This window comes from Streptococcus sp. XMC (assembly GCF_021341835.1).
Taxonomy (GTDB): domain Bacteria; phylum Bacillota; class Bacilli; order Lactobacillales; family Streptococcaceae; genus Streptococcus.
The window spans coordinates 422,966-443,608 of sequence record NZ_JAJTNQ010000001.1 but is presented as its reverse complement, the minus strand read 5'-3'; the positions used below and the strand labels follow the sequence as shown (position 1 = coordinate 443,608).

Below are 20,643 nucleotides of genomic sequence, written 5' to 3'. Positions count from 1 at the left end.
TTTCCTCTACTTTCTCTTGAGTAATCTCAATATAATATATTTTACAGCTCTTGCTGGACCAATAACGATATACTTCAAGGCACCTTTAATCCCTCCTATTTGATTAAAGTCCACAAAGGTATGCGGTTGGAGATCCTCACGATTGTTCAATTGCTTATTATCGATAAATGGTGTCAGAACATGAGGATTTTGAGAGATCCTAAAGTCATATTTTTGATCCCAAGCAATATAGACCAACAAGCGCTCGATCGCATGCAATATCGAATTTTGAGGTAAAGGTTCAGCTGGAACATCTGCTGCTGTCAAATTCAAATCAAAGAGTGGTTTCAAAGCATCGTATTTAAACCAAACAAAGGTCCCATAACTCATGACAAAGGTATTGAGATTTTTGAAGTCAATCGTCTTAGTCGCTCCCATCCGTTCCCAGAGTTTGTTCATCTCTGGTGAAATGAGGGCTTCATTCCAGGCAACCACTATTCGATTGTAACGGAAGAAAGTTGGAATATCTGCGATAGTGATTCCGACTTTTGGATTGGCTTCCATATTGGCTAGGATTTGATCAGCCGGTTTGACCAACATCTCGATCAATTCTTTGCGCCAAGATTCACCTGCCCAGAAATCTGCTTCTTTAGATTTCTTAGTATGGAAATGGCCAACATAATCATATTGAGAAAGTTGCTCTTTTAAGAGCAGCATTGGTAACACATCTCGTCCAATATTTCCAGTCACCACAACCGTCGCATCTTGTGCCCGATTAGAAAGAATTTTCTCAATAGCCTGCTTCTTCTCTTCTACATCCGTCGTGATCCATAAGTCATAAGCGAAATGAAAAGCTTGGAAAGCATCTAGAAATTCTTCCAAGAGGTCCACATAAAAGACATGAAGATGAACCGCAACTTTTTTACCGAACTCTCCAGCTAATTCCTGGTTTTTCAAGTACTTACGAGACAAGAGATAAGGATAGTCCGGACGGTCAATCATAGACATGTGGTTAAGAATCAAATCCAATGGATAGTTCGATACACGCTCCAATTCATCAAAAATATAAGGCATGATTCCTTCATTGTTTGCAATGGTTTTGACTTTGATGAAAGGAACCTTATGTCGGAGAATCGCTGTAGGATTGTAGTAAGAAAAGTCCGGATAGAGCATCCCAGTTGTGTCTTCATGAATGGTATCAAAGACCGTCTTATAGCGAAAACCAGCATCCAAGAAATTCGTTGTGACCTTGGTTTCGTAGTTATCAATCACATCTTGAACATTAGTGAAGTCCTGAACACCCTGCCAAAATTCATGGAAGGCACTTGATGTCAACACCTGTTTCTTAAAACTGAGATAATAACTCTGAATATGCTCGTTAAAATTCTTGTCTTTCCGGTAATTGGTCATTCCCCAGAAATCCACTTCATTATCATGTTCAAACTGCTGATAAATGGGTTCTAGATCCCAAAGCGGTCCAAAGCAGGTATCATTCATGAGGGTAACCGAATCAAAGTGAGCCAGTTGGTCAAAGCCGACTGTTTTCATTCCATCCCGCCAAGCCGCAAAGTCAAAGCCACTATTTTGGCGCTCAACAATATCATCCACCAACTGTTGAGAGGTCAAATGATCCTTCACATCTTCTGGTAGTTGGCTATTGGAGATAAAGACCACCCGTGAATACAAGGGGCGAATGTTTTCTAATTGGTAGAGTACATGTCCACTGATAAAGTTAAATTTATTGAAGTGGACATATAAAAGTAAACGTTGCATGTTATTTCCTTATTCTTAAGAATTTCAAGATCTTTGTTGGAATGGTCCAACGTTTGGATGTGATAACGGCGTTATATGCTACTTTCGTAGCTTCCAAATCAGCCTCAAGTTTTTTTATTCTATTCTGACTATCCAAGAACTCAGCTGCAAAAACTTTTCCTATATAATCGGGTGCAGCAATATCATCGACAGGAATCATCTTATAACTTAATCTATATTCTCCTTCTTCCTTAACATCATAGATCAGTTGTGGATCTGGTTCGCTAAAGAAAAAGTAACCATCAACAATGACTCCGTTAGTATAAACTGGTGAGCAAATATTTCCTGTTGCATCTTGTAATTCAACATCAGAATAGTAACAAGGACGTTCCGAAAGATCTACTCGAATAACAGAGGTTCCCTTCGGAATTTTGATCGTCAGGATATCCTCTTTTTGAAGGAGTTTGGTCATTGTACGATCTTCCGAATAGGTATTCTCTTCATCACCGAAATAAATGGTAACAGACTCCATTCCAATGTGTGACAGAGAATCCATCGGTTTGGAAAGGCGAATCTCATAAGTATTATTCCGATCTAAAAGAATCCTCGTCATCTCTTTAAAATCAGCATTTGGATACTTATCAAGATAGTCCAGTTGTGTTTGTAGCAACTTATTAAAACGACGTTCTAATCTTTTAAAATCAGTAGGACGAGAATCCGATCCTTGATTAATGGTATAAGCAACTGTCGCTTCATCCAGATAAGCTAAAGAAGTCCGTTGAAAGAGCTCCAATTGGAGGTTGAAAGTATCATCTGATGTCGTTAAGTCTAACTCTTGATTGACTTCTACCATCAGATCTCTATCTACTAACCATGTAGAGGCCATGGTAAAGCCTCTTGTTGCCAGCATCTTTTCATAAGTATCTGCTAATGGGATCGTATGATTAGCAAAGCCAGCCTTAGAAACGAGAGTTCCTTTTTCATCATAAATATCAAAATCTGTATTGGACCATTTGCAATCAGGTTTACTTTCTAATAAGTCAACCTGTTTCTGAAGTTTTAAAGGGTCAACCCAAAAATCATCTCCGTCACAGCGAGCAATGTATTGCCCCCGTGCTTCCTTACAGATAGCTACCCAGGTTTTGGCGATTCCCTGATTCTCATTCTGATAAAAGGCACGGATCAGGTCAGGGTAGTTTGCTTGATAATCCTGAATGATGGAACGAGATCCATCACTTGAAGCATCATCCACCAATATAATCTCATAAGCAAATTCTGTCTCTTGGGCTAAGAAGCTATCAATCGTCTTCTTTAGCCAGGGCTCTTTATTAAAAACCGTACAAATAATCGAAACAAAAGGCGTCGTTTCCATATCTCCCTCAGTCTAGTCAGTTATTGACCATGTTCCATTACGTTGGATTAAGCCACTTGCCGCATCCATTGCTGATTTATCATCCAAAGCGATATCATCTCGATTGATAAATATCAGTGGAGTTTGGGTAGCATCTGAAAAAGCCAACATCTGCCCTTCAGCATCCCTTACTGTCACTTCTAATTTCATTTTCAAGTCATTTACTGTTGGCAGTGAACAAGTATAATGAACCGTTTTATGTCCAGCTCCACTCATCAGTTGATTCATAGAATTATCATTGTAGATCCAAATGTTCCGATCGATATCCGTCAAAGACAGAGCGATATAGGTCTGGATATCTTCACGAACATCAAAATCAATCTGGAATTGAATAGGATCCTGAGGGCGTAATTTGTTCGAACTTAACAACTGAAGCTGAAAGTTTTCGACCAAGACTCGTTCTTCCTTGTTAGGCTTACCAGCTCCGCTGGTTTCTTCTCCCTGTTGCAAAGGAGCCGTATTATCAAAACTATATTGGTTGGCAACATTCTCAGGACTACCAATGGCTTTCACCAAACCATTTTCAATCAAAACAGCCTTGTTACAATATTTCTTGACGGCTCCCATATCATGGGTAACGAGGATCGTGGTTTTACCTGATTTCTTACGCTCTTGAAAGTAATCGTTACACTTGCGCTGGAAGGCCTCATCTCCTACTGCGAGGACCTCGTCCAAAATCAAGATATCCCCTTGGGCCTTAATGGCAACCGAAAAGGCCAGACGAACCTGCATGCCTGATGAGTAGTTCTTAAGCTTTTGGTTCATGAATTCATGCAACTCGGCAAAGTCTACGATATCATCATACATGGCATCAATTTCAGCTGTTGAGAAGCCCAACATAGCTCCATTCATATAGACATTTTCACGACCTGTCAGTTCTGGGTTAAAGCCCACTCCAAGCTCGATAAAAGACACCAGTTTCCCATCGATAGTGACGGTGCCTTTCTCAGGAACATAGATTTCAGAAATGATTTTCAAGAGAGTCGATTTTCCAGAACCGTTTCTTCCCAGGATCCCGAAAAAATCTCCTTTTTCTACTTCAAAAGAAATATCCTTAAGAACATGTTGTTCTTTGTATCCTTTGATTCCTTTGAAGCGATTGACCAAGGCAGTTCGAATGCTATTGGTTGCTTCTGTTGGCAACTTAAAGTACTTGCTGACATGGTCTACTTTTACTGCAATTTGTTTATCTGTCATTAGAGAATCTCCGCAAATTTCTTAGCATGTTTGTTAAAGTAAGCAAAGCCAGCGACAAAAATAAGAATTGGTAAAACATAAGGAATCAGAACCAAGAACTTATTCTCTACCAAAAGCCAAACAGGGGTGTTGGCCTTATCAATCAAGAAATAACGCATGTCTTGGATGATTTGAGCCAAAGGATTCATCATGACCAATTTGGCAGCCCACGGATTGCGGTCTGCGATAAAGGTAATTGGGTAGATAATTGGCGTCGCATACAAGCCTGCTTGCAGGAGTACTTCCCAGACTTGACCTAAGTCACGGAAACGAACGAAAAATGTCGCTAAAATCAATGCACATCCTGTCGCCATCAAGAACAACTCAAAGAATAGCGGAATCACCATCAAAGCTGTCCAAGAGAATGTCACCCCATTGAAGAATGAAAAAATCAACACGACAACCAGGTTAATGACAAAGTTGATGGCTGCTCCTGAAATCGCAGACAAGACAATGATGTGTTTGGAGAAGTTCAACTTGCGCAACAGGTCGCCTCGACTAACGATCGACACCATCCCCATAGATGTGGCTTCTGAGAAAAAGCCCCAGATTACATTGGCCAACAAGAGGGCAACTGGGAAATGGGGAACATCTCCACCCAAACGTAAGAATCGGATGAAGACAATATACATGATCGTAAAGGTCATTAGGGGCTTTAAAATGGACCAAAGATAACCGATCGCTGATCCTTGGTAGCGTAATTTAAAGTCTGTTTTGATTAATTCTCGTAATAAAATTCGATTTTTCTGACTAAAAACGTCAAACATTATTTTTTACCTCGATATGCAAACTTTGTCAGAATCAAGCTGGTAAACACAACCGTATGAAAAGCCCGGTTCTTCCGGTAACCATACTGACGAATCCGTCTCAAACGTTCTTTTAGTGGAACATCCATAATGGTGACAAAGTTTTCAATGATTTCTTTAGTTTGGGAACTGACAGGCAGATCCAATAGATTTTTTGCTTGTTCTTGACTGGATTCAATGAGCTTCCAATACTTAGCAAAAAGAACATGAGGGCGAACCCAGTTTTTAACCCGTTTTCTAAGGGTACGAGCTCCCAGAACATTGCTACTGTGCTGACGGTACAATTCTGTCGGCTGATCGATATAGATGAGCTTTCCAAAGGCAGTTGCCAACAAAGCCAAGTACCAATCATGCATAAGGAGGGCATGTTTTTCTTGACCTGTCCATAACTCCGCCAGCGCGTGGTTAATCATGGCAACTCCGCCAGTTACCGTATTTTCTGTCAGCTCTTGAATCAGTTCTGTATTGGCATGATCAGACTGGGTTCGAATCATGCTTTCATGTTGTACATTCAAGTTTTCATCGACCACTTTCAAATCTGTGTAGACCAGCAAAGGGACTTCTTGAGGGTGCTTGGCCGCTTCTGCTACTTGAAGAGCAATTTTTTCAGGAAGCCAAACATCATCTTGATCACTGAAGCAATAAAGATCAGCTTTTTCATATTTCAAGAGGGCATGGAAACTTTTGATGACACCAAGATTTTCGATAGCACCTTGATTGATAAAACGAATGCGCTCATCCTGGGCTACCAACTCTCGAATGATCTCCACCGTACCGTCGGTTGACCCATCATCTCGGATCAAGAGTTGCCAATCCTGATAAGTCTGGTCTTGGATACTTTTGACCTGCTCTTTTAGATACTGTTCACCATTATAGGTGGACAACAAGATATTTACTTTCATGATAAGAATAATTCCTCGTACTCACCTACAATTTTTTCCCAGGTAAAGTTTTGCTTCATATTGGCCTTGGCACGTTGACCCCATTCAGATACATCTTCTAAAGAATCAACCTGGTTGATCAAATGCGCCAAATTCCCAGCTTCTTTGGTCCAATAGTGAGCTGTGTCCTTGGCAACCGTTTGGTTAAAGGAGACTCCTAAAACTAAATTCAGATCCGTATGAGCAAGAGCCTCTAAGAGACCCGGATTGGTTCCGCCCACTTCATGACCATGGATATAGGCAAAGGCTTCTTTACGGATATACTTTAATAGATCTTGATCATAGACCGTTCCTACAAACTTGACGCGTGGATCCTGATCAAATCCAGTCCGAGCTCGCAACTCTTCAAAATAGGGATTGCCTTCATGGTTACAAATGATCACCAAATCCCGCTTGGTAGAAGAGACCATGAATTCACGAATGGCAGTCTCGTAATTATTTTCTGGGACAAAGCGGCCCAAGATCAAATAATAGTTCTTCTCCTGTGTCTGCCATTTCTGATAGAATTCTCGGACCTTATTATCCTGACTGCTTAGGCCGGTTGGAGACAAGTCCGTCCCATAGGCAATATAGGTCGTCTTGGACCAAGGATAGGCTTCCTTGATATAGGACTCAATACCTGGGTTGTCAGAAATCACCAAGTCAGCATGGCGCGTCATGATCTTTTCAGAATACTTGAGATAGGATTGGATCGGCTTGGCCCACTTGGCCCGCTTCCACTCCAGTCCATCTGGATTGATATAGAATCGTCCACCTATCTTATGGATCTTGCGCGCAAAAGGCGCCACAAAGGCTCCGATTGTATTGCCCAAGACGTAAAAAATCGGCTGTTCAATTCCTTGTTTCTTAATAAGCTTCAAGGCGTAGTTGATGGCCATCATATCATAGGCAATGACACGCGCAGGCCCAAGCTTGGGGGCTTTAATGGTAAAACAATCGACACCCTTGTAGTCAAAATGTTGATAAGCTTGATCATTAGAAAGGCAGGCAACATGATACTGGATATCTGAAGACACTTGATGCGAAACCAATTGGTCCACAAAAGTCTCAAAACCGCCATATTGAGCCGGAAGCCCACGACTTCCGATAATAAAAACATGTTGCATAGATTTTCCTTTCTACCAATTTACAGTCTATTCAATTATACCATTTTCTAGGCTTTTTGCCTAATCCAAACAGAAAAGCGACCCTTGAGGGCCGCTTCAATTTTCTCTTATTTCACTTCTTGTTTGTAAAACTCTTTCAAGGCATCTTGCCAAGTTGGAATGACGAACCCTGTAGCCTTAGCCTTAGCCAAGCTCATCGTTGAGTTAAGCGGACGCTTCGCTTTAGCTGGGAATTGGCTGGAATCAACTGGCTTGACTTCTACATCCGTATCTTTGAGGATTTCAACTGCAAAGTCATACCAAGTTGTATCTTCTTTCGCATCGTTAGACAAGTGGTAATAACCATATTCTTTACGATTTTCAGCCAAATAAGTCATGAACTCAGCAAGAGTACGTGTCCAAGTTGGACGACCATGTTGGTCGTTGACGACTGTAAGTGTTTTGTGAGTCTTGGCAAGATTTTGCATGGTGAAGACAAAGTTCTTACCGTAGTTCCCGAAGACCCAAGCTGTACGGATGATATAAAAGTTAGAAACATGCTTCTCAACCAATTCTTCTCCCATACGTTTGGTACGACCGTACTCAGTTTGAGGATCTGGTTGATCGTCTACTTCCCATTCTTGTCCCACCGGTTTTTTACCATCAAAAACGTAGTCCGTTGAGATATAGACCAAGGTTGCACCATGTTTTTCAGACGCTTTTGCTACATTTTCTGTACCAGTCACATTGATGGCATAGTCCAACTCTTTTCCTTCATCTTCAGCAGCATCAACAGCTGTGTAGGCAGCACAGTGATATACCAAGGTTGGTTTCACTTCAGCGAATACCTCGTCTACTTTTTCTGAATTTGTGATATCCATTTCAGCCACATCAACGGCTACATATTCTTCATTTCGTTCGTCTAACAAATGGCGAAGTTCTGTTCCAAGTTGCCCATTTGCACCTGTAATTAAAATCATGTTACGTTCCTTTCGAATGCTTTTTCTCTATCATTATAGCAAAAAAAGCAGAAGTTTTCTGCTTTTTACTTGCTTTTCTCTTTAATAACATAGATTGGACGTTTCTTGGTTTCCATGAAGATTTTTCCGATATATTTTCCTAAAATCCCAATGGTCAATAATTGGAATCCTCCAAGGAATAGAATAACTGTCATAAGGGATGGCCAACCTGAAGTAGGATCTCCAAAGACTAAGGTACGGATCACGATCAGAATCACCATGATAAAGGCCAAGATCCAAGATAAAAGTCCACCAACAAAGGCAATATTTAGTGGGGCATCAGAAAAATTGACAATTCCTTCGATCGAGTATTTGAAGAGGGACCAAAAATTCCAAGACGTCTCTCCTGCCACGCGCTCTACATTTTTATACTCTAGATATTCCGTCTCAAATCCAACCCAGGCGAAAATTCCTTTTGAAAAACGATTGTACTCAGATAGTTCAAGTATCGCATCAACCATTTGACGACGCATCAAACGGAAATCACGCGCCCCGTCGACCATTTCCACTTGGCTGATATGATTAATCAATTTATAAAACATTCGTGCAAAGAAGGAACGAATTGGTGGTTCCCCATCACGAGTTACGCGTCGGGTTCCGACACAATCTAGATTTGGCTGTTGATCCAACTTCTGCTTCATTTCGATCAATAGTTCTGGAGGATCTTGTAGGTCCACATCCATGACCGTTACGTAATCTCCTGTAGCATGTTGGAGGCCTGCATAGAGAGCCGCTTCCTTCCCAAAGTTTCGTGAAAAAGAAAGATAATGAGCATAAGGATTTAAGAGATTGAGTTCTCGTAAAACATCTAAAGTTTTATCAGCAGACCCATCATTAATAAAAATATATTCAAATTCTTCCCCCATGGAGATCCGAACTCGTTCCATTTCTTCATAAAATAATGGAATCGATTCTTCTTCATTAAAACACGGGACTACAACTGATATAACCATTCATTGCTCCTATTAACATTTGCTATTATCTTTTCGGTAAACTATAATTTTTCTAACTATCCTTTACAATACAGTTTTGCAAACAGTTTTAATAAACCGACTTTTTCAATCATGTTCATTGTAAAGATAGCTAGTTTAACCATCAATCTCTCATCTCTAATTTCTCGATTAAAAACAGAAAGTGTGGACTTCATTCCATTTATCTTGACCCAATCATTAATTTCTTTATATTGACGTAAAAACTCCTCACTTGTGGAATGTCTCCCACCGTCCAATAACCAATAAAGAGTAAATTTTTTTATAAAAAATTTAATTAATTTAGTTTCAGAAAAATCTTTGGGGATAATCCCTGCTATCTTATCAAGAACATTCTTGATATCTAAATTTGGATTAAAACCCTTATTTAATGTATTAGATGCACTATTCTCATTGTAAAACCAATTATATCCACAATATGGGATAGTTCTTATATTTTCAGATTTTGTATAGACCGTTAAACTGAATAACAAGTCCTCAGCCAGAGGAATATCTGGAAAAGAAAGTTCGTTATCTACTAAAAATTTTTTTCTATAGATGCGAGCACATGGTGAAATTGATCTGTATTTCGACCATTTATCTTTACCCAATTGGATAGAAAATAGTTGTTTACCATCTTGGTTTACTCTCTGAAGTCCACCAACAACCGCATCATCTATCCCACTTGATATTTCATCATAAAACACCTGCAAGTAGTCTGGGTTTATGTAATCATCACTGTCGATAAACATGATGAATTCACCTTTTGCAAGCTTGATACCTTCATTTCTAGTATAGGCTGCACCTTGATTTTCCCGACTCAAAATTCTAATACTTGGAGAAAATTGTTGGTATTCATTCAATATTTTGAACGAATTATCCTTTGAACCATCATCAATTGCAATAATTTCAAATGATTTAAAACTTTGATTCAAAACTGAATCTATACATCTTTTGAGATATAATTCTGCATTATATACTGGAATAATGACACTAATCTTAGGCGCTTCTTTCACAATCTTATCCTTTATATATTTTAATATAACCCATAGTTTTGCAAATAATTAAGATATCCAAACTTTTATATCGTTATCAAACCTCGAGCACGCAATCTTTAACCATTTGTATCCTGACTCTTTTTATAAAAACGATTTATCAATTTCGCTAATCCTTTTGGCCAAAAAAGATTAAACATCATGTAATCTTCCTTCGTTCGAGTATTATCACTAATGGTATTACTCGTTTCAGAATCTTCATGAATACGATGGCACATTAATTTCTTTGGAACATATACAAATCTGCCATCAAATTTAGCCAAATGGTACCAGGCAAGCCAATCTAGACTAACTCTCCATTCCTCATCAAATCTAAAGCCCTTAACCAATTCTAAATTATAAGTTACAGCAGGGCAACAAATCGGATTTCCAAAAGCAAGAATACGATTTCTCCACCACTTAGTTTTAGGGAATAATGAGATTGTTTTTAACATTAATGATTTAATTTTTAGATTTGAAGTCGGTTTAATGACCTCTCCATTTTTTTCTTCAAAATAATCAGAATAAAGAATGATAGCATCTTGATACTTCTTTATCCTCTCTTGAATTTCCATTAAATAAGTTGGCTCATAATAATCATCTTGATGGGCTATTGTAGCATATTGAGTAGTAACAAAAGATAAAGCATTATTCCAATCTTTCCCAATTCCACCACCAACACTTGTATTAAAAGGAATAGCATATTTTTGGCAAATACTTTCGATAAATACACTTGGAGTAGAAGTATACAAAATGATATTACTTTTTACGGTTTGGCTTAACAACGATTTTATACAATCCTCTAAAAAAGGACTATCCCCATAAGCACAGATTACAAATGTATGATCATTCCACTGATTCATATTTTTGAATCTCCTTCCTTCTCATAATTACAAAGACAATCCAACTCGCAACTGTGTAAAATAGCATAACCATAACAAAACTAAGCCCTGCTCCAAACAAGCCAAACTCCCTCATTGCTAGAGGCGTAAGAAAATTTGTCAACAACGCCATTGCGATATACACATAGAGTAGATAGACTTGCTTCCTCAATATAATTAAAAAATCACCTATGACAGAAGCTATAGAATATAAAAAGCCGGAAAGCACTAAAATAGTAAGTAATAAACTATAATTTGATAAATCAATACCACTTAAAATATTCAAAATAGGAATCCCTATCAAATAGGCCAGTATTGATACTACCAGTCCCAAAATCATAAGCAATAATAAAATCTTTCGAATCATAGCATTAAACGTATGAAATCTTTTTTCTGACCATTGTTTTGCCAAATCGGTAATTAACGGTCTTAATGCTAATACAAATAAACTCATAAAGAAAACAGGCATGAATAGAATACTGAAGTCTCTTTGAGCACCTTCACGTAATACACCCTCGACTAGCAATTTATCAATCACTTGTTTTGGATAATTCAAAACATATACCAATAAAAAGCCGTTAACAAACAAGGGAAGGCAAGTTTTCATGATACTAATTGATTGCTTAAATGTAGCATATGAAATCTGATTAAAAGGTATCGTTCTAATTTGTTTGGATTGGACGTAATCACCCCCAAAAACAAAAAGAACATTAAAAAAACATAAACAAATTAAAGAAAAAATTAAAGAATTTGAAAGTAACAAACTAATTAGGAGAATGATTGTGCTCGAACCATAACGGAGCACCATTAATTTCCCTGCAATATCTAAACGTTCGTGTTGTTGAAATAACCCTTGGAATAAATCAGAAAAAGCATCACAAGAACGATAAAACACCGTTAGGATTATAATTAAAAATAAATCCCCTTTTCCAACATTATTTCCACTAAAAAGTAAATATGGAAATAATGTAACTAACATCAAACAAACTGTAATAACCCTAGTTAACCAGTATTCCAAATACGAGTATGCTTCTTTCAAGTCAGTCGCCTGATAATTTCTTACTTGAAACATACCAATGACAATCCAGAGATTCCCGATTGCATAAGCTAAACTAAAATTATCAGCATCACTTGCAGAAGTATAACGAGAGACAATAATCAAATACAATATAGAAACTGCAGCCGCTGCTATATTCCCAGCAAAATTCCAAAAATAGACACTCCTATTTGCTTTATTGTTCATTTTCATTCTCACTTTTTAATAAGGCGATTGTTTGTGACAATTTCTTAATCTGTACTGATTGCTTTGATACAGTACGAGTTAATGAAAATATTAAAAATATTAATAAAAAAGTACTTAATAGAAAAACAAAGTTACTTAATGTCTGAATCCCAAGAAATTCAGATATTGCTCCAATCAAATCAGGAAACCAAATAACTGGCAACGAAAGCAAGCAAAGAATAAGCCAAGAAATAACATTTCTCATTTCAACGAGCTTCTTTGCAACTAGTCTCAGAATATAAACTATAAAAACAATTACAATAATGGTCAACCAAATATTTAACATGTTATTTCTTATATCCTCCACCGATTCTAGCCAATAACATAGCCATTGTCACTTTAATCATATAGTAAACAGATTTGCTTAATGTGATAGATGATTCCCCGTGCTCTCGTTCGTTCATTAATACAGGTACTTCTGCTACTGAATATCCTGAGGTTAACAGGGACACAATCGTCTCTGGTTCTGGATAATCACTTGGATATTGCTTAGCAAATTCTTCGATCACTTTTCGATCAACCACCCGCAAACCAGATGTAGGATCTGTTACCTTTTGACCAGTCAAAAGCTTGATTAATTTTTCAAAAAATGTAATTCCAATTCTACGTAGGAAAGAAGATTGAAAACCTTGATTCTCGATGAAACGTGAACCAATCACCATGTTCACTTGTCGTTCTTGAAGAACTCCTAACATGTTTTTAATAAATTCTGGATTATGTTGACCGTCCCCATCCACTTGGACAGCATATTGGTAACCGTGACTAACTGCATATTGATAGCCAGTTTGTACAGCACCACCTATTCCTAAATTAATAGGCAAATCGATAACATTAAAATCATTTTTTCTACAGATTTCAAGTGTATGATCTGTAGAGCAATCATTGATAATCACATAATCAAATTCAGGCGTATGTTCTTTAATCATCTTGATTGTCTTTTCAATATTTCCACTTTCATTATAAGCAGGAATAATAATTAGCAATTCTGAAGTTCTCAATCCTTATACTTTCCCTTCTAAGCATATCACTTCATTATACTATATTTAAGGCCTTATTTCTAGTTCAGACTGACATTCAAATGCAAGCAATCTACTAAAAATCAGCTTTCCTAATTTTTTAGGAAAGCTGATGAATTCTCTTATAGTACTAATTTTCTCTTTCTTTAAGTCGGATGATCCCCATTCCAACGAAAAGTACGACTCCTAACACACTTGAAGTGACTTCAAAGCTAGTATCCATTCCAGTTTGTGGCAAATAACTGCCTTTCTTGTTCACTCCAAGCAGTACCTCTTCTTTCTCAGAGTTTTCCAGCTTGTAATTAACAGTTACTATTGTAGTTATTTCCTTCTGACTTGAAGCTAGCACGAGTTCATCCAGTGGATACTCTGGTAGGGGTTCTTCAACCAGTGGAAGGACCTGATAAGCCTCATCCTTTTCATTTGGTACATACCAGGCATAGCGAAGACTACTTTTTTGAACAGTTGGTATTTCTGCTACGATGGACCGTGTTTTCAGGCGATAGGAGTACGGATCATCCGTCCAGACATAGTTACTATCAAAGGTAGTAAAGACTAAGCCCAGTTTATGCCCCTTCTTAACCGTGTAAAGATTTGGTTGTAGATAGACGGTGTAGTTCCGAAACTCTCCTATCTTGGGATCGATACTATTACTTGAGCTAGCGGAGACATAGCCTGAATCTGGATTTGCCAAATTGACCCAACCAGAAGAGATGACCTTATACTTGGTTTTAATCGTTCCAAATTGCTTATTAGGAATGTTTTTCAAATTACTTCCCATCCAGTAGCCTGTTTCAGAAAGAGTATTAAGAGGCATTTCTTGGTACTTGTATCCTGCTTCATCATAAGTGATCTTATTGGATGCAACATCAAATTCCTCATAAGAGAGATCGACCAGTTGCACATTAACTTGATAGTCTTTGTGCTTTTTATCAGTCAGCTTGGCTAAAGCAGCTTGGAAATGGACAGGAATATGCCCTTTAATGGTCACATCTTCTGTCACTTCTGCTGTAAACAAAGCATTGGCAGTAGAGGATTGCTTGGTGGTATGAGAATCACGATTGGTCCAATCCATCCCTGCACCATAGTAATCATTATCAATGGTTTCTTCCTCACGTCTAGAAAGTGTCTTCAAGGTCAATTGATTGCTAGACTTCCAGCTAGAATAATGATCCCATTTAGATGGATCATAGTTATTAGAAACGGTTACTTCTGGTAAAGACTCTACCTGATTTTCTGCATCATATAGGTAGTGACTAAACCATAGATTGAGAAGGTCACTGACACTTTGTTGCCCCTCTTTAATTCCGAAGCGTTTATTGACAGGATAGATATGATCTCCTTGATAGAGATAGAGCTTCACGGGCTGGCCAGCCTTTTTCAAAGTCTCATACATCAGGTCAAAATGTTTGGTTCTGACATTATCATCATTCAACCCATGCATAACTAGAGCACTGGCCTTGAATTTTTCTGGATGAAGGGTATAATCGCGATTTTTCCAGATGTCGCTATAATTATAGTCATGTTTATGTTGGTCGCGATTCAACTGAGTAATGTAGCGGGCATAGTCCTCTTTAATCTTAGACCAGTCAGCCGGATATAGAATCCGATTGGATACATAGACAGACAAATGCGATAAATCTCTGTAGGGACCGACGTTAAAGGTCGTTCCTTGGCTGTTGTAATAATCATACCAACTCGCGATTCCAGCCGCAGGAACAATAGTCTTCAATCCCTCGACTACTGTCGCAGCCACTCCAAAGGTAGTGGTCCCTGCCCATGACAATCCCGTCATACCGACTTTTCCATTCGACCAGTCTGCTTTAATAGCAATATTCGATGTCTTATCTGTATAAGCAACCCGTTTGCCATTTAGCCATTCAATGACACTCTTATAACCAGCCACTTCCAAGTCACTTCCTGTTGTATTGATTCCCTCCGACTGATAGCTTCCCAAACCTGATGTGGTAACGACCGCATAGCCTCTCACCAAGAAATAGTTGTACCAGTTAATATTTTCATAATCGTAGCGTGTGAAGGTTGCATCACTTTCGTTTGGATTTTTATAGTACCAATCTTTGGAATCTGCCTTTTTAGCATGTTCTAAAGTTGTGGTAGAACCAGTTTGACGACGAGGATCTATATAACGATAGAGTTTCTTGTTGTCAAACTCGCCCTCCTCTTTTAGACCAATTTCTCCAAGGGTTTCCTTATTGGTCGTTCCCGCCACATAAGGACTTGCTTCATAGATGGTCGAAGCCTTATAATCTCCATTGGCAGCTGCTTTCGGAAGTTGGACAAATGTTTTAATGAGGTCCCTTTTTCCATCACCATCTGTATCATAATCTGACTCAACATAGACAACAAAGCGGACAATGTCACTCTTTTCATTGGAATAACCAGTTTCTACATCACCTGGAGTAAAAGGAAAAATAGGCTGGGTCTTTCCATTAAGGATGAGAGGTTCTTTTTTCTCTGCACGATAGGCCTCTTTTAATTTCTTAGCGATTGAAATCATATGGTTTAGATTCTGGACCGGCTCATCCTTGCCTACTCCATCTGGAATCATTCCCAAGCTCTTTGCAAACTCAAGACGATCTTCAAGCGTTGCACCTGTTTGGTCCGGTTTGGCCTCCGCCCATTTCAGCAACTCATCTGCTGTTTCCCCTATGGTCAGATTCTGATTTGCCACATGTGGGTTTTCAACCTGACTAGATAGTTTTCCAGACGTTTCTGAAACCGATAAAGGTTTCGGTAATCCTCCTAAAGTATCGTCAGTTTCAGTTAGCTTGCTAGCGTCCCCCTCCACTGGGCGCTCTATCTTAGCATCTGTCTCCACTACTGACTCAAGGCTTGCAGTTTCAGACTGGGCATTTGTTTGCGAATTCTCAGTAGAAATAGATTCTGGCGAACGAACTAGCTCCGTATCCGCTCCGGCAGGCTTTTCAACCTGCTCCTCAGCTTGAACCTGATTGGCTATTACTATAGGCGATAGTAATAAAGCAGAAAAAATAAAAGTAAGCTTCTTTTTCCTCATAATGAAACTCCTTTTAAATTGTAGAAATTTGAAAGAAGGAAATCCTTCTGACAAAATAACAACGTTTACAGCTTTATTGTAGTCTCTCTAAACTTTATAGTCAAATCAAATAAAAAGGCAGTATCAAAATATAATCTTTCTGAAAGTTGAAACAATTGAAAGGATTTATGATAAATATTTTATTGTTTTCAAACACTCTTTTCACACAAAAAAGCAAGTTTCAATCCGGTTTTTTACCGTTGGAAACTTGCTTAACTTTTATAGGACTTTTTCCTACTTCCGATACATCTTCACTTGTAGGTAGAGGTCGTTATAAACGCCCAACCACTTCTTGCCAAGTTGTTCGTAGACTTCTAAGTTCTTTAGCGTGTCATCACTTGGGTAGAAGGCCTGGTCCTCTTGAACCTCTTTTGGTAGCATCTTCTTAGCTTCTTTGTTCGGTGTGGAATAACCGACATAGAGAGCATTCTTATATGCATTTTCTGGGCGAAGCATGAAGTTGATAAAGGCATAAGCTGCTTCTTTATTCTTCACGGTCTTTGGAATGACAATATTATCAAACCAAAGGTTGCTGGCTTCTGATGGGACGACGTAACGAAGGTCCTCATTGGCATCCAGCATTTGACGGGCTTCACCGGAGAAGGTCACCCCAATAGCCGCATTGTTCTGGATCATGTAGCCTTTCATTTCATCGGCTACAAGGGCCTTGATATTAGGCATCAAGGTATAAAGCTTATCGACAGACTCTTGCAATTGCTGAGGATCCTTGGAGTTGAGGCTGTAACCTAAGCTATTGAGTCCAACCCCCATGACTTCACGCGCCCCATCGTACATCATAATGTCATTCTTGTACTCTGGTCTCCATAGATCAGTCCAGTGCTCAGGTGCCTTATCGACCATCTTGCTATTGTAGATGATACCAAGAGTTCCCCAGAAGTAAGGAACTGAATACTGATTGTCCGGATCAAAATCTAGGTTCAAGAAACGTGGGTCAATATTGTCTAAGCCCTTCAGTTTGGACTTATCCAATTTTTCAAGCAGGTTCTCGTCCATCATCTTGGCGATCATGTATTCACTTGGGATAGCAATATCGTATGCCGTTCCCCCTTGCTTTATCTTGGTGTACATGGCTTCATTGGAATCAAAGGTATTGTATTGGACTTGAATGCCTGTCTCCTTGGTAAATTCCTTGAGCAATTCTGGATCGATATAGTCTCCCCAGTTGTAGATGACCAGCTTGTCACTGTCTTTTGGATTGGTCTTGGCTTCAAGACGGGCACTTAGTCCCGCTAACACGAGGATGACCACGACAATCCCTAGCAAGAATGAATAGAGTTTTTTCATACTGTCTCCTCCTTCTCTCTAGTGATGAAGTAATAGCCGACCACCAGTAAGATACTGAAGAGGAAGACCAAGGCAGAAAGGGCATTGATATTCAACGAAATCCCTTGACGAGCCCGTGAGTAGATCTCAACAGACAAGGTCGTAAAGCCGTTCCCTGTGACAAAGAAGGTCACCGCAAAGTCATCCAAGGAATAGGTAAAGGCCATAAAGTAACCAGCAATGATGGCAGGTGTCAAATAAGGAAGCATGATTTCCTTCAACATCTGTACCTGAGTAGCTCCTAGGTCATAGGCTGCATTGACCATATCACGGTTCATTTCCTTCAAGCGCGGCAAGACCATCAAGACCACGATTGGAATAGAAAAGGCCACGTGACTCATCAAGACAGAAGCAAAGCCCAGCTGGAACTTGATGGTCGTAAAGAGGATCAGGAAGCTAGCCCCAATCATCACGTCAGGTGCCACCATGAGGATGTTATTGATGGACAAAAATGGTCCTTCAAACTTCTTCTTAGACTGGTAAATGTAGATCGCCCCAAAGGTCCCAATAATAGTCGCAATCAAGGCTGATAAGAAGGCTAAGAGGAAGGTCTGTGAGAGGATCAACATGAGACGCGTATCCTCAAAGAGACTTTGGAAATGCTCCAAGGTAAAACCTGTAAAAGCATTCATATCCCCACCAGCATTAAAGGCATAGGCAATCAAGTAGAAGATTGGCAGATAAAGGAGCAGGAAAATCAATCCTAAATAGATACGTGAAATCTTTTTCATCGTTCACTCCTTTCTCTCGTTACCCACATGACTAAGAGCATAGCAAGGATTAAGACCACCCCAATGGTGGATCCCATTCCCCAGTTTTGCGTCGTAAGGAAGTGCTGCTCGATGGCAGTCCCCAGAGTAATGACCCGGTTTCCTCCGATCAAACGCGTCAACATGAAGAGACTCAAACTTGGAATAAAGACTGACTGAACACCCGAGCGAACCCCGTTCATCGACAGTGGAAAGACAACTCGACGGAAGGTATCCCACTTGTTAGCTCCTAGGTCATAGCTAGCATTGATGAGGTTTGGATCCAAATCATCCAAGACATTGAAGATTGGAAGGATCATAAAAGGCAACTCAATGTAACTAGCAACAAAGATGAACGAAAAGTCCGTAAAAAGGATCTGTTGAGGACCAATTCCGATGAAACTTAAGAATTGGTTAATAGATCCCCCTTGACCAAAAATCCCGATAAAGGCATAAGCCTTGAGCAAGAGGTTGACCCAGGTTGGAAGGACAATCAGCATGAGCCAGAGTTGGCGGTGCTTAAGCTGAGTCAAAAAATAAGCTGTCGGGTAAGAAATCAAAAGCGTCACAAAGGTAACGATCCCAGCGTAGAGAATGGAGTTGAAACTCATCTTGAGGTAGGTCCAATTCTGCGCTGTAAAAAAGGTTTGGTAATTCTCTAAGGAACCTTGCCCCTGGACATTGACAAAGGATTGCCAAATGATCAAGGCTACAGGAGCCAAGACAAAGAGGAGGATCCAGAGAAAGTAGGGAACCACAAAGAGGTTAGAGGTTGTTTTCTTCATCTCTTTCCTCCTCGATGGCATTGATCAATCCGGCTTCTTGCTCTTCCACTTCGACGTATTCTTCGATCCGAGCATCGAACTCTTCTTCCGTTTCGTTGAGACGCATGACGTGGATATCTTCTGGCTCAAAGTCCAGACCGATTTCCTCACCTACGATAGCCTTACGGGTTGAGTGAATCATCCACTCATTGCCCAATTCATCATAAGCGATGATTTCATAGTGAACCCCACGGAAGAGTTGGGTATCCACCTTCACCTGGAGCTTACCTTCTTCGGGCAGGGTGATTCGCAAGTCCTCAGGACGAATGACGACTTCGACCGGTTCGTTTGGTCTCATCCCTCCATCGACCGACTCAAAGCGTTTGCCGTTGAATTCTACTAGATAATCCTCGATCATGATCCCTGGAAGGATATTGGACTCACCGATAAAGGTCGCAACGAAATGGTTGATGGGCTCATCGTAGATATCGACTGGCGTCCCTGACTGGACGATTTCTCCTTCGTTCATGACGAAGATCCAGTCACTCATCGCAAGCGCTTCTTCCTGATCGTGGGTGACAAAGACGAAGGTAATCCCCAGACGTTGTTGCAATTCACGAAGCTCATACTGCATGTCAGTCCGCAACTTCAAGTCGAGGGCAGACAAGGGCTCATCCAAGAGGACTACTCGCGGTTCATTGATAATCGCCCGGGCAATGGCTACCCGCTGGCGTTGACCACCAGACAGTTTCTGGATGGAACGTTTCTCAAAGCCTCCCAATTGCACCATCTTGAGGACTTCAGTCACGCGTCTCTCGATTTCAGACTTGTCTACCTTCTTCAAACGAAGGGGGAAAGCAACATTCTCAAACACATTCATGTGTGGGAAAAGGGCATAGGATTGGAAGACAGTATGGACGTCCCGTTTATTGGTCGGTACATCATTAATCCGAACACCATCCAAGAGGACATCTCCTGTCGAAGCATCTAGCAAACCGGCAATGATGTTCAAAATAGTCGATTTACCGGAACCTGAAGCACCGAGGAGGGTATAGAATTTCCCTTCTTCCAACTCAAAGTTGATATCTTTGAGAACCACTGTATCACTGTCTTCAAATACTTTTGAGACATTTCTAAACTCAATAATTGGTTTTTTCAATTCACATAAATTCCTTCTTTTTCATGCGTTTCCTTCTGAGACCAACCAACTAGTCTCATAGGCTGACGAGCGGACCCGTCAGGCCACCAACACCTCTCGGGGACTTATAAGACTGCCCCACCTATTTTCGGTATCGATAGG

Annotated in this window: 18 protein-coding genes; all 18 read right to left on the bottom strand. The window is 39.8% G+C overall.

The genetic code is table 11. From position 1 onward, the window contains the following. Nucleotides 1-6: 6 nt before the first annotated feature. Nucleotides 7-1,752: a rhamnan synthesis F family protein gene (locus LXO72_RS02030; RefSeq protein ID WP_233331367.1), complete on the bottom strand. Its 1,746-nt coding sequence runs from the start codon at nt 1,750-1,752 to the stop codon at nt 7-9. A gap of 1 nt (nt 1,753) precedes the next feature. Beyond that, nucleotides 1,754-3,103 (bottom strand): glycosyltransferase, encoded by a 1,350-nt coding sequence (locus tag LXO72_RS02025; protein WP_233331366.1) that lies wholly within the window; start codon nt 3,101-3,103, stop codon nt 1,754-1,756. Nucleotides 3,104-3,115: 12 nt separating this feature from the next. After that, nucleotides 3,116-4,339, bottom strand: coding sequence for an ABC transporter ATP-binding protein (locus tag LXO72_RS02020; RefSeq protein ID WP_233331365.1), 1,224 nt, complete (start codon nt 4,337-4,339; stop codon nt 3,116-3,118). After that, entirely contained in the window at nt 4,339-5,145 is an 807-nt protein-coding gene (locus tag LXO72_RS02015) for an ABC transporter permease (RefSeq protein WP_003003247.1), read from the bottom strand. Before LXO72_RS02015 ends, LXO72_RS02020 begins: the two co-directional genes overlap by 1 nt. After that, nucleotides 5,145-6,086 carry a glycosyltransferase family 2 protein gene (locus tag LXO72_RS02010; RefSeq protein WP_233331364.1) on the bottom strand — a complete coding sequence of 314 codons (942 nt, stop codon included), beginning with the start codon at nt 6,084-6,086 and terminating at the stop codon, nt 5,145-5,147. The genes LXO72_RS02015 and LXO72_RS02010 overlap by 1 nt, the downstream gene beginning before the upstream one ends. After that, nucleotides 6,083-7,231 carry a beta 1-4 rhamnosyltransferase Cps2T gene (gene cps2T, locus LXO72_RS02005; protein WP_233331363.1) on the bottom strand — a complete coding sequence of 383 codons (1,149 nt, stop codon included), beginning with the start codon at nt 7,229-7,231 and terminating at the stop codon, nt 6,083-6,085. Before cps2T ends, LXO72_RS02010 begins: the two co-directional genes overlap by 4 nt. A gap of 107 nt (nt 7,232-7,338) precedes the next feature. Continuing rightward, a complete protein-coding gene (rfbD, locus tag LXO72_RS02000) occupies nt 7,339-8,190 on the bottom strand; it encodes a dTDP-4-dehydrorhamnose reductase (RefSeq protein ID WP_049472001.1) in 852 nt (283 codons plus the stop codon). 65 nt (nt 8,191-8,255) lie between these two features. Then, nucleotides 8,256-9,182 (bottom strand): glycosyltransferase family 2 protein, encoded by a 927-nt coding sequence (locus LXO72_RS01995; RefSeq protein WP_233331362.1) that lies wholly within the window; start codon nt 9,180-9,182, stop codon nt 8,256-8,258. A 56-nt stretch (nt 9,183-9,238) separates the two neighbouring features. Then, complete coding sequence (locus LXO72_RS01990) at nt 9,239-10,213, bottom strand: glycosyltransferase family 2 protein (RefSeq protein ID WP_233331361.1); 975 nt, start codon at nt 10,211-10,213, stop codon at nt 9,239-9,241. A gap of 98 nt (nt 10,214-10,311) precedes the next feature. Further along, nucleotides 10,312-11,094, bottom strand: a complete 783-nt coding sequence (locus LXO72_RS01985; protein ID WP_233331360.1) for a glycosyltransferase family 2 protein — start codon at nt 11,092-11,094, stop codon at nt 10,312-10,314. Beyond that, on the bottom strand, nt 11,078-12,355 hold the full coding sequence (locus tag LXO72_RS01980) for a lipopolysaccharide biosynthesis protein (protein WP_233331359.1): 1,278 nt from the start codon (nt 12,353-12,355) through the stop codon (nt 11,078-11,080). Before LXO72_RS01980 ends, LXO72_RS01985 begins: the two co-directional genes overlap by 17 nt. Then, a complete protein-coding gene (locus tag LXO72_RS01975; protein ID WP_233331358.1) occupies nt 12,345-12,680 on the bottom strand; it encodes a DUF2304 domain-containing protein in 336 nt (111 codons plus the stop codon). The genes LXO72_RS01980 and LXO72_RS01975 overlap by 11 nt, the downstream gene beginning before the upstream one ends. 1 nt (nt 12,681) lies before the next feature. Continuing rightward, the gene (locus LXO72_RS01970) at nt 12,682-13,392 is read right to left on the bottom strand and encodes a glycosyltransferase family 2 protein (protein WP_267913746.1); all 711 of its coding nucleotides are present in this window, start codon (nt 13,390-13,392) and stop codon (nt 12,682-12,684) included. 148 nt (nt 13,393-13,540) lie between these two features. Then, nucleotides 13,541-16,447, bottom strand: coding sequence for a CocE/NonD family hydrolase (locus LXO72_RS01965; protein ID WP_233331357.1), 2,907 nt, complete (start codon nt 16,445-16,447; stop codon nt 13,541-13,543). A gap of 273 nt (nt 16,448-16,720) precedes the next feature. Continuing rightward, the gene (locus LXO72_RS01960; protein WP_233331356.1) at nt 16,721-17,791 is read right to left on the bottom strand and encodes an ABC transporter substrate-binding protein; all 1,071 of its coding nucleotides are present in this window, start codon (nt 17,789-17,791) and stop codon (nt 16,721-16,723) included. Beyond that, nucleotides 17,788-18,561: an ABC transporter permease gene (locus LXO72_RS01955; protein WP_048687979.1), complete on the bottom strand. Its 774-nt coding sequence runs from the start codon at nt 18,559-18,561 to the stop codon at nt 17,788-17,790. The genes LXO72_RS01960 and LXO72_RS01955 overlap by 4 nt, the downstream gene beginning before the upstream one ends. Continuing rightward, nucleotides 18,558-19,364 carry an ABC transporter permease gene (locus tag LXO72_RS01950; protein WP_023023685.1) on the bottom strand — a complete coding sequence of 269 codons (807 nt, stop codon included), beginning with the start codon at nt 19,362-19,364 and terminating at the stop codon, nt 18,558-18,560. Before LXO72_RS01950 ends, LXO72_RS01955 begins: the two co-directional genes overlap by 4 nt. Further along, a complete protein-coding gene (locus tag LXO72_RS01945; RefSeq protein WP_129821952.1) occupies nt 19,345-20,502 on the bottom strand; it encodes an ABC transporter ATP-binding protein in 1,158 nt (385 codons plus the stop codon). The genes LXO72_RS01950 and LXO72_RS01945 overlap by 20 nt, the downstream gene beginning before the upstream one ends. Nucleotides 20,503-20,643: the final 141 nt, after the last annotated feature.

Bases quoted from the DNA above. Each gene is read 5' to 3' on its own strand.
- LXO72_RS02030 (WP_233331367.1), bottom strand. From the start codon at position 1,752: ATGCAACGTTTACTTTTATATGTCCACTTCAATAAATTTAACTTTATC.
- LXO72_RS02025 (WP_233331366.1), bottom strand. From the start codon at position 3,103: ATGGAAACGACGCCTTTTGTTTCGATTATTTGTACGGTTTTTAATAAA.
- LXO72_RS02020 (WP_233331365.1), bottom strand. From the start codon at position 4,339: ATGACAGATAAACAAATTGCAGTAAAAGTAGACCATGTCAGCAAGTAC.
- LXO72_RS02015 (WP_003003247.1), bottom strand. From the start codon at position 5,145: ATGTTTGACGTTTTTAGTCAGAAAAATCGAATTTTATTACGAGAATTA.
- LXO72_RS02010 (WP_233331364.1), bottom strand. From the start codon at position 6,086: ATGAAAGTAAATATCTTGTTGTCCACCTATAATGGTGAACAGTATCTA.
- cps2T (WP_233331363.1), bottom strand. From the start codon at position 7,231: ATGCAACATGTTTTTATTATCGGAAGTCGTGGGCTTCCGGCTCAATAT.
- rfbD (WP_049472001.1), bottom strand. From the start codon at position 8,190: ATGATTTTAATTACAGGTGCAAATGGGCAACTTGGAACAGAACTTCGC.
- LXO72_RS01995 (WP_233331362.1), bottom strand. From the start codon at position 9,182: ATGGTTATATCAGTTGTAGTCCCGTGTTTTAATGAAGAAGAATCGATT.
- LXO72_RS01985 (WP_233331360.1), bottom strand. From the start codon at position 11,094: ATGAATCAGTGGAATGATCATACATTTGTAATCTGTGCTTATGGGGAT.
- LXO72_RS01980 (WP_233331359.1), bottom strand. From the start codon at position 12,355: ATGAACAATAAAGCAAATAGGAGTGTCTATTTTTGGAATTTTGCTGGG.
- LXO72_RS01975 (WP_233331358.1), bottom strand. From the start codon at position 12,680: ATGTTAAATATTTGGTTGACCATTATTGTAATTGTTTTTATAGTTTAT.
- LXO72_RS01965 (WP_233331357.1), bottom strand. From the start codon at position 16,447: ATGAGGAAAAAGAAGCTTACTTTTATTTTTTCTGCTTTATTACTATCG.
- LXO72_RS01960 (WP_233331356.1), bottom strand. From the start codon at position 17,791: ATGAAAAAACTCTATTCATTCTTGCTAGGGATTGTCGTGGTCATCCTC.
- LXO72_RS01955 (WP_048687979.1), bottom strand. From the start codon at position 18,561: ATGAAAAAGATTTCACGTATCTATTTAGGATTGATTTTCCTGCTCCTT.
- LXO72_RS01950 (WP_023023685.1), bottom strand. From the start codon at position 19,364: ATGAAGAAAACAACCTCTAACCTCTTTGTGGTTCCCTACTTTCTCTGG.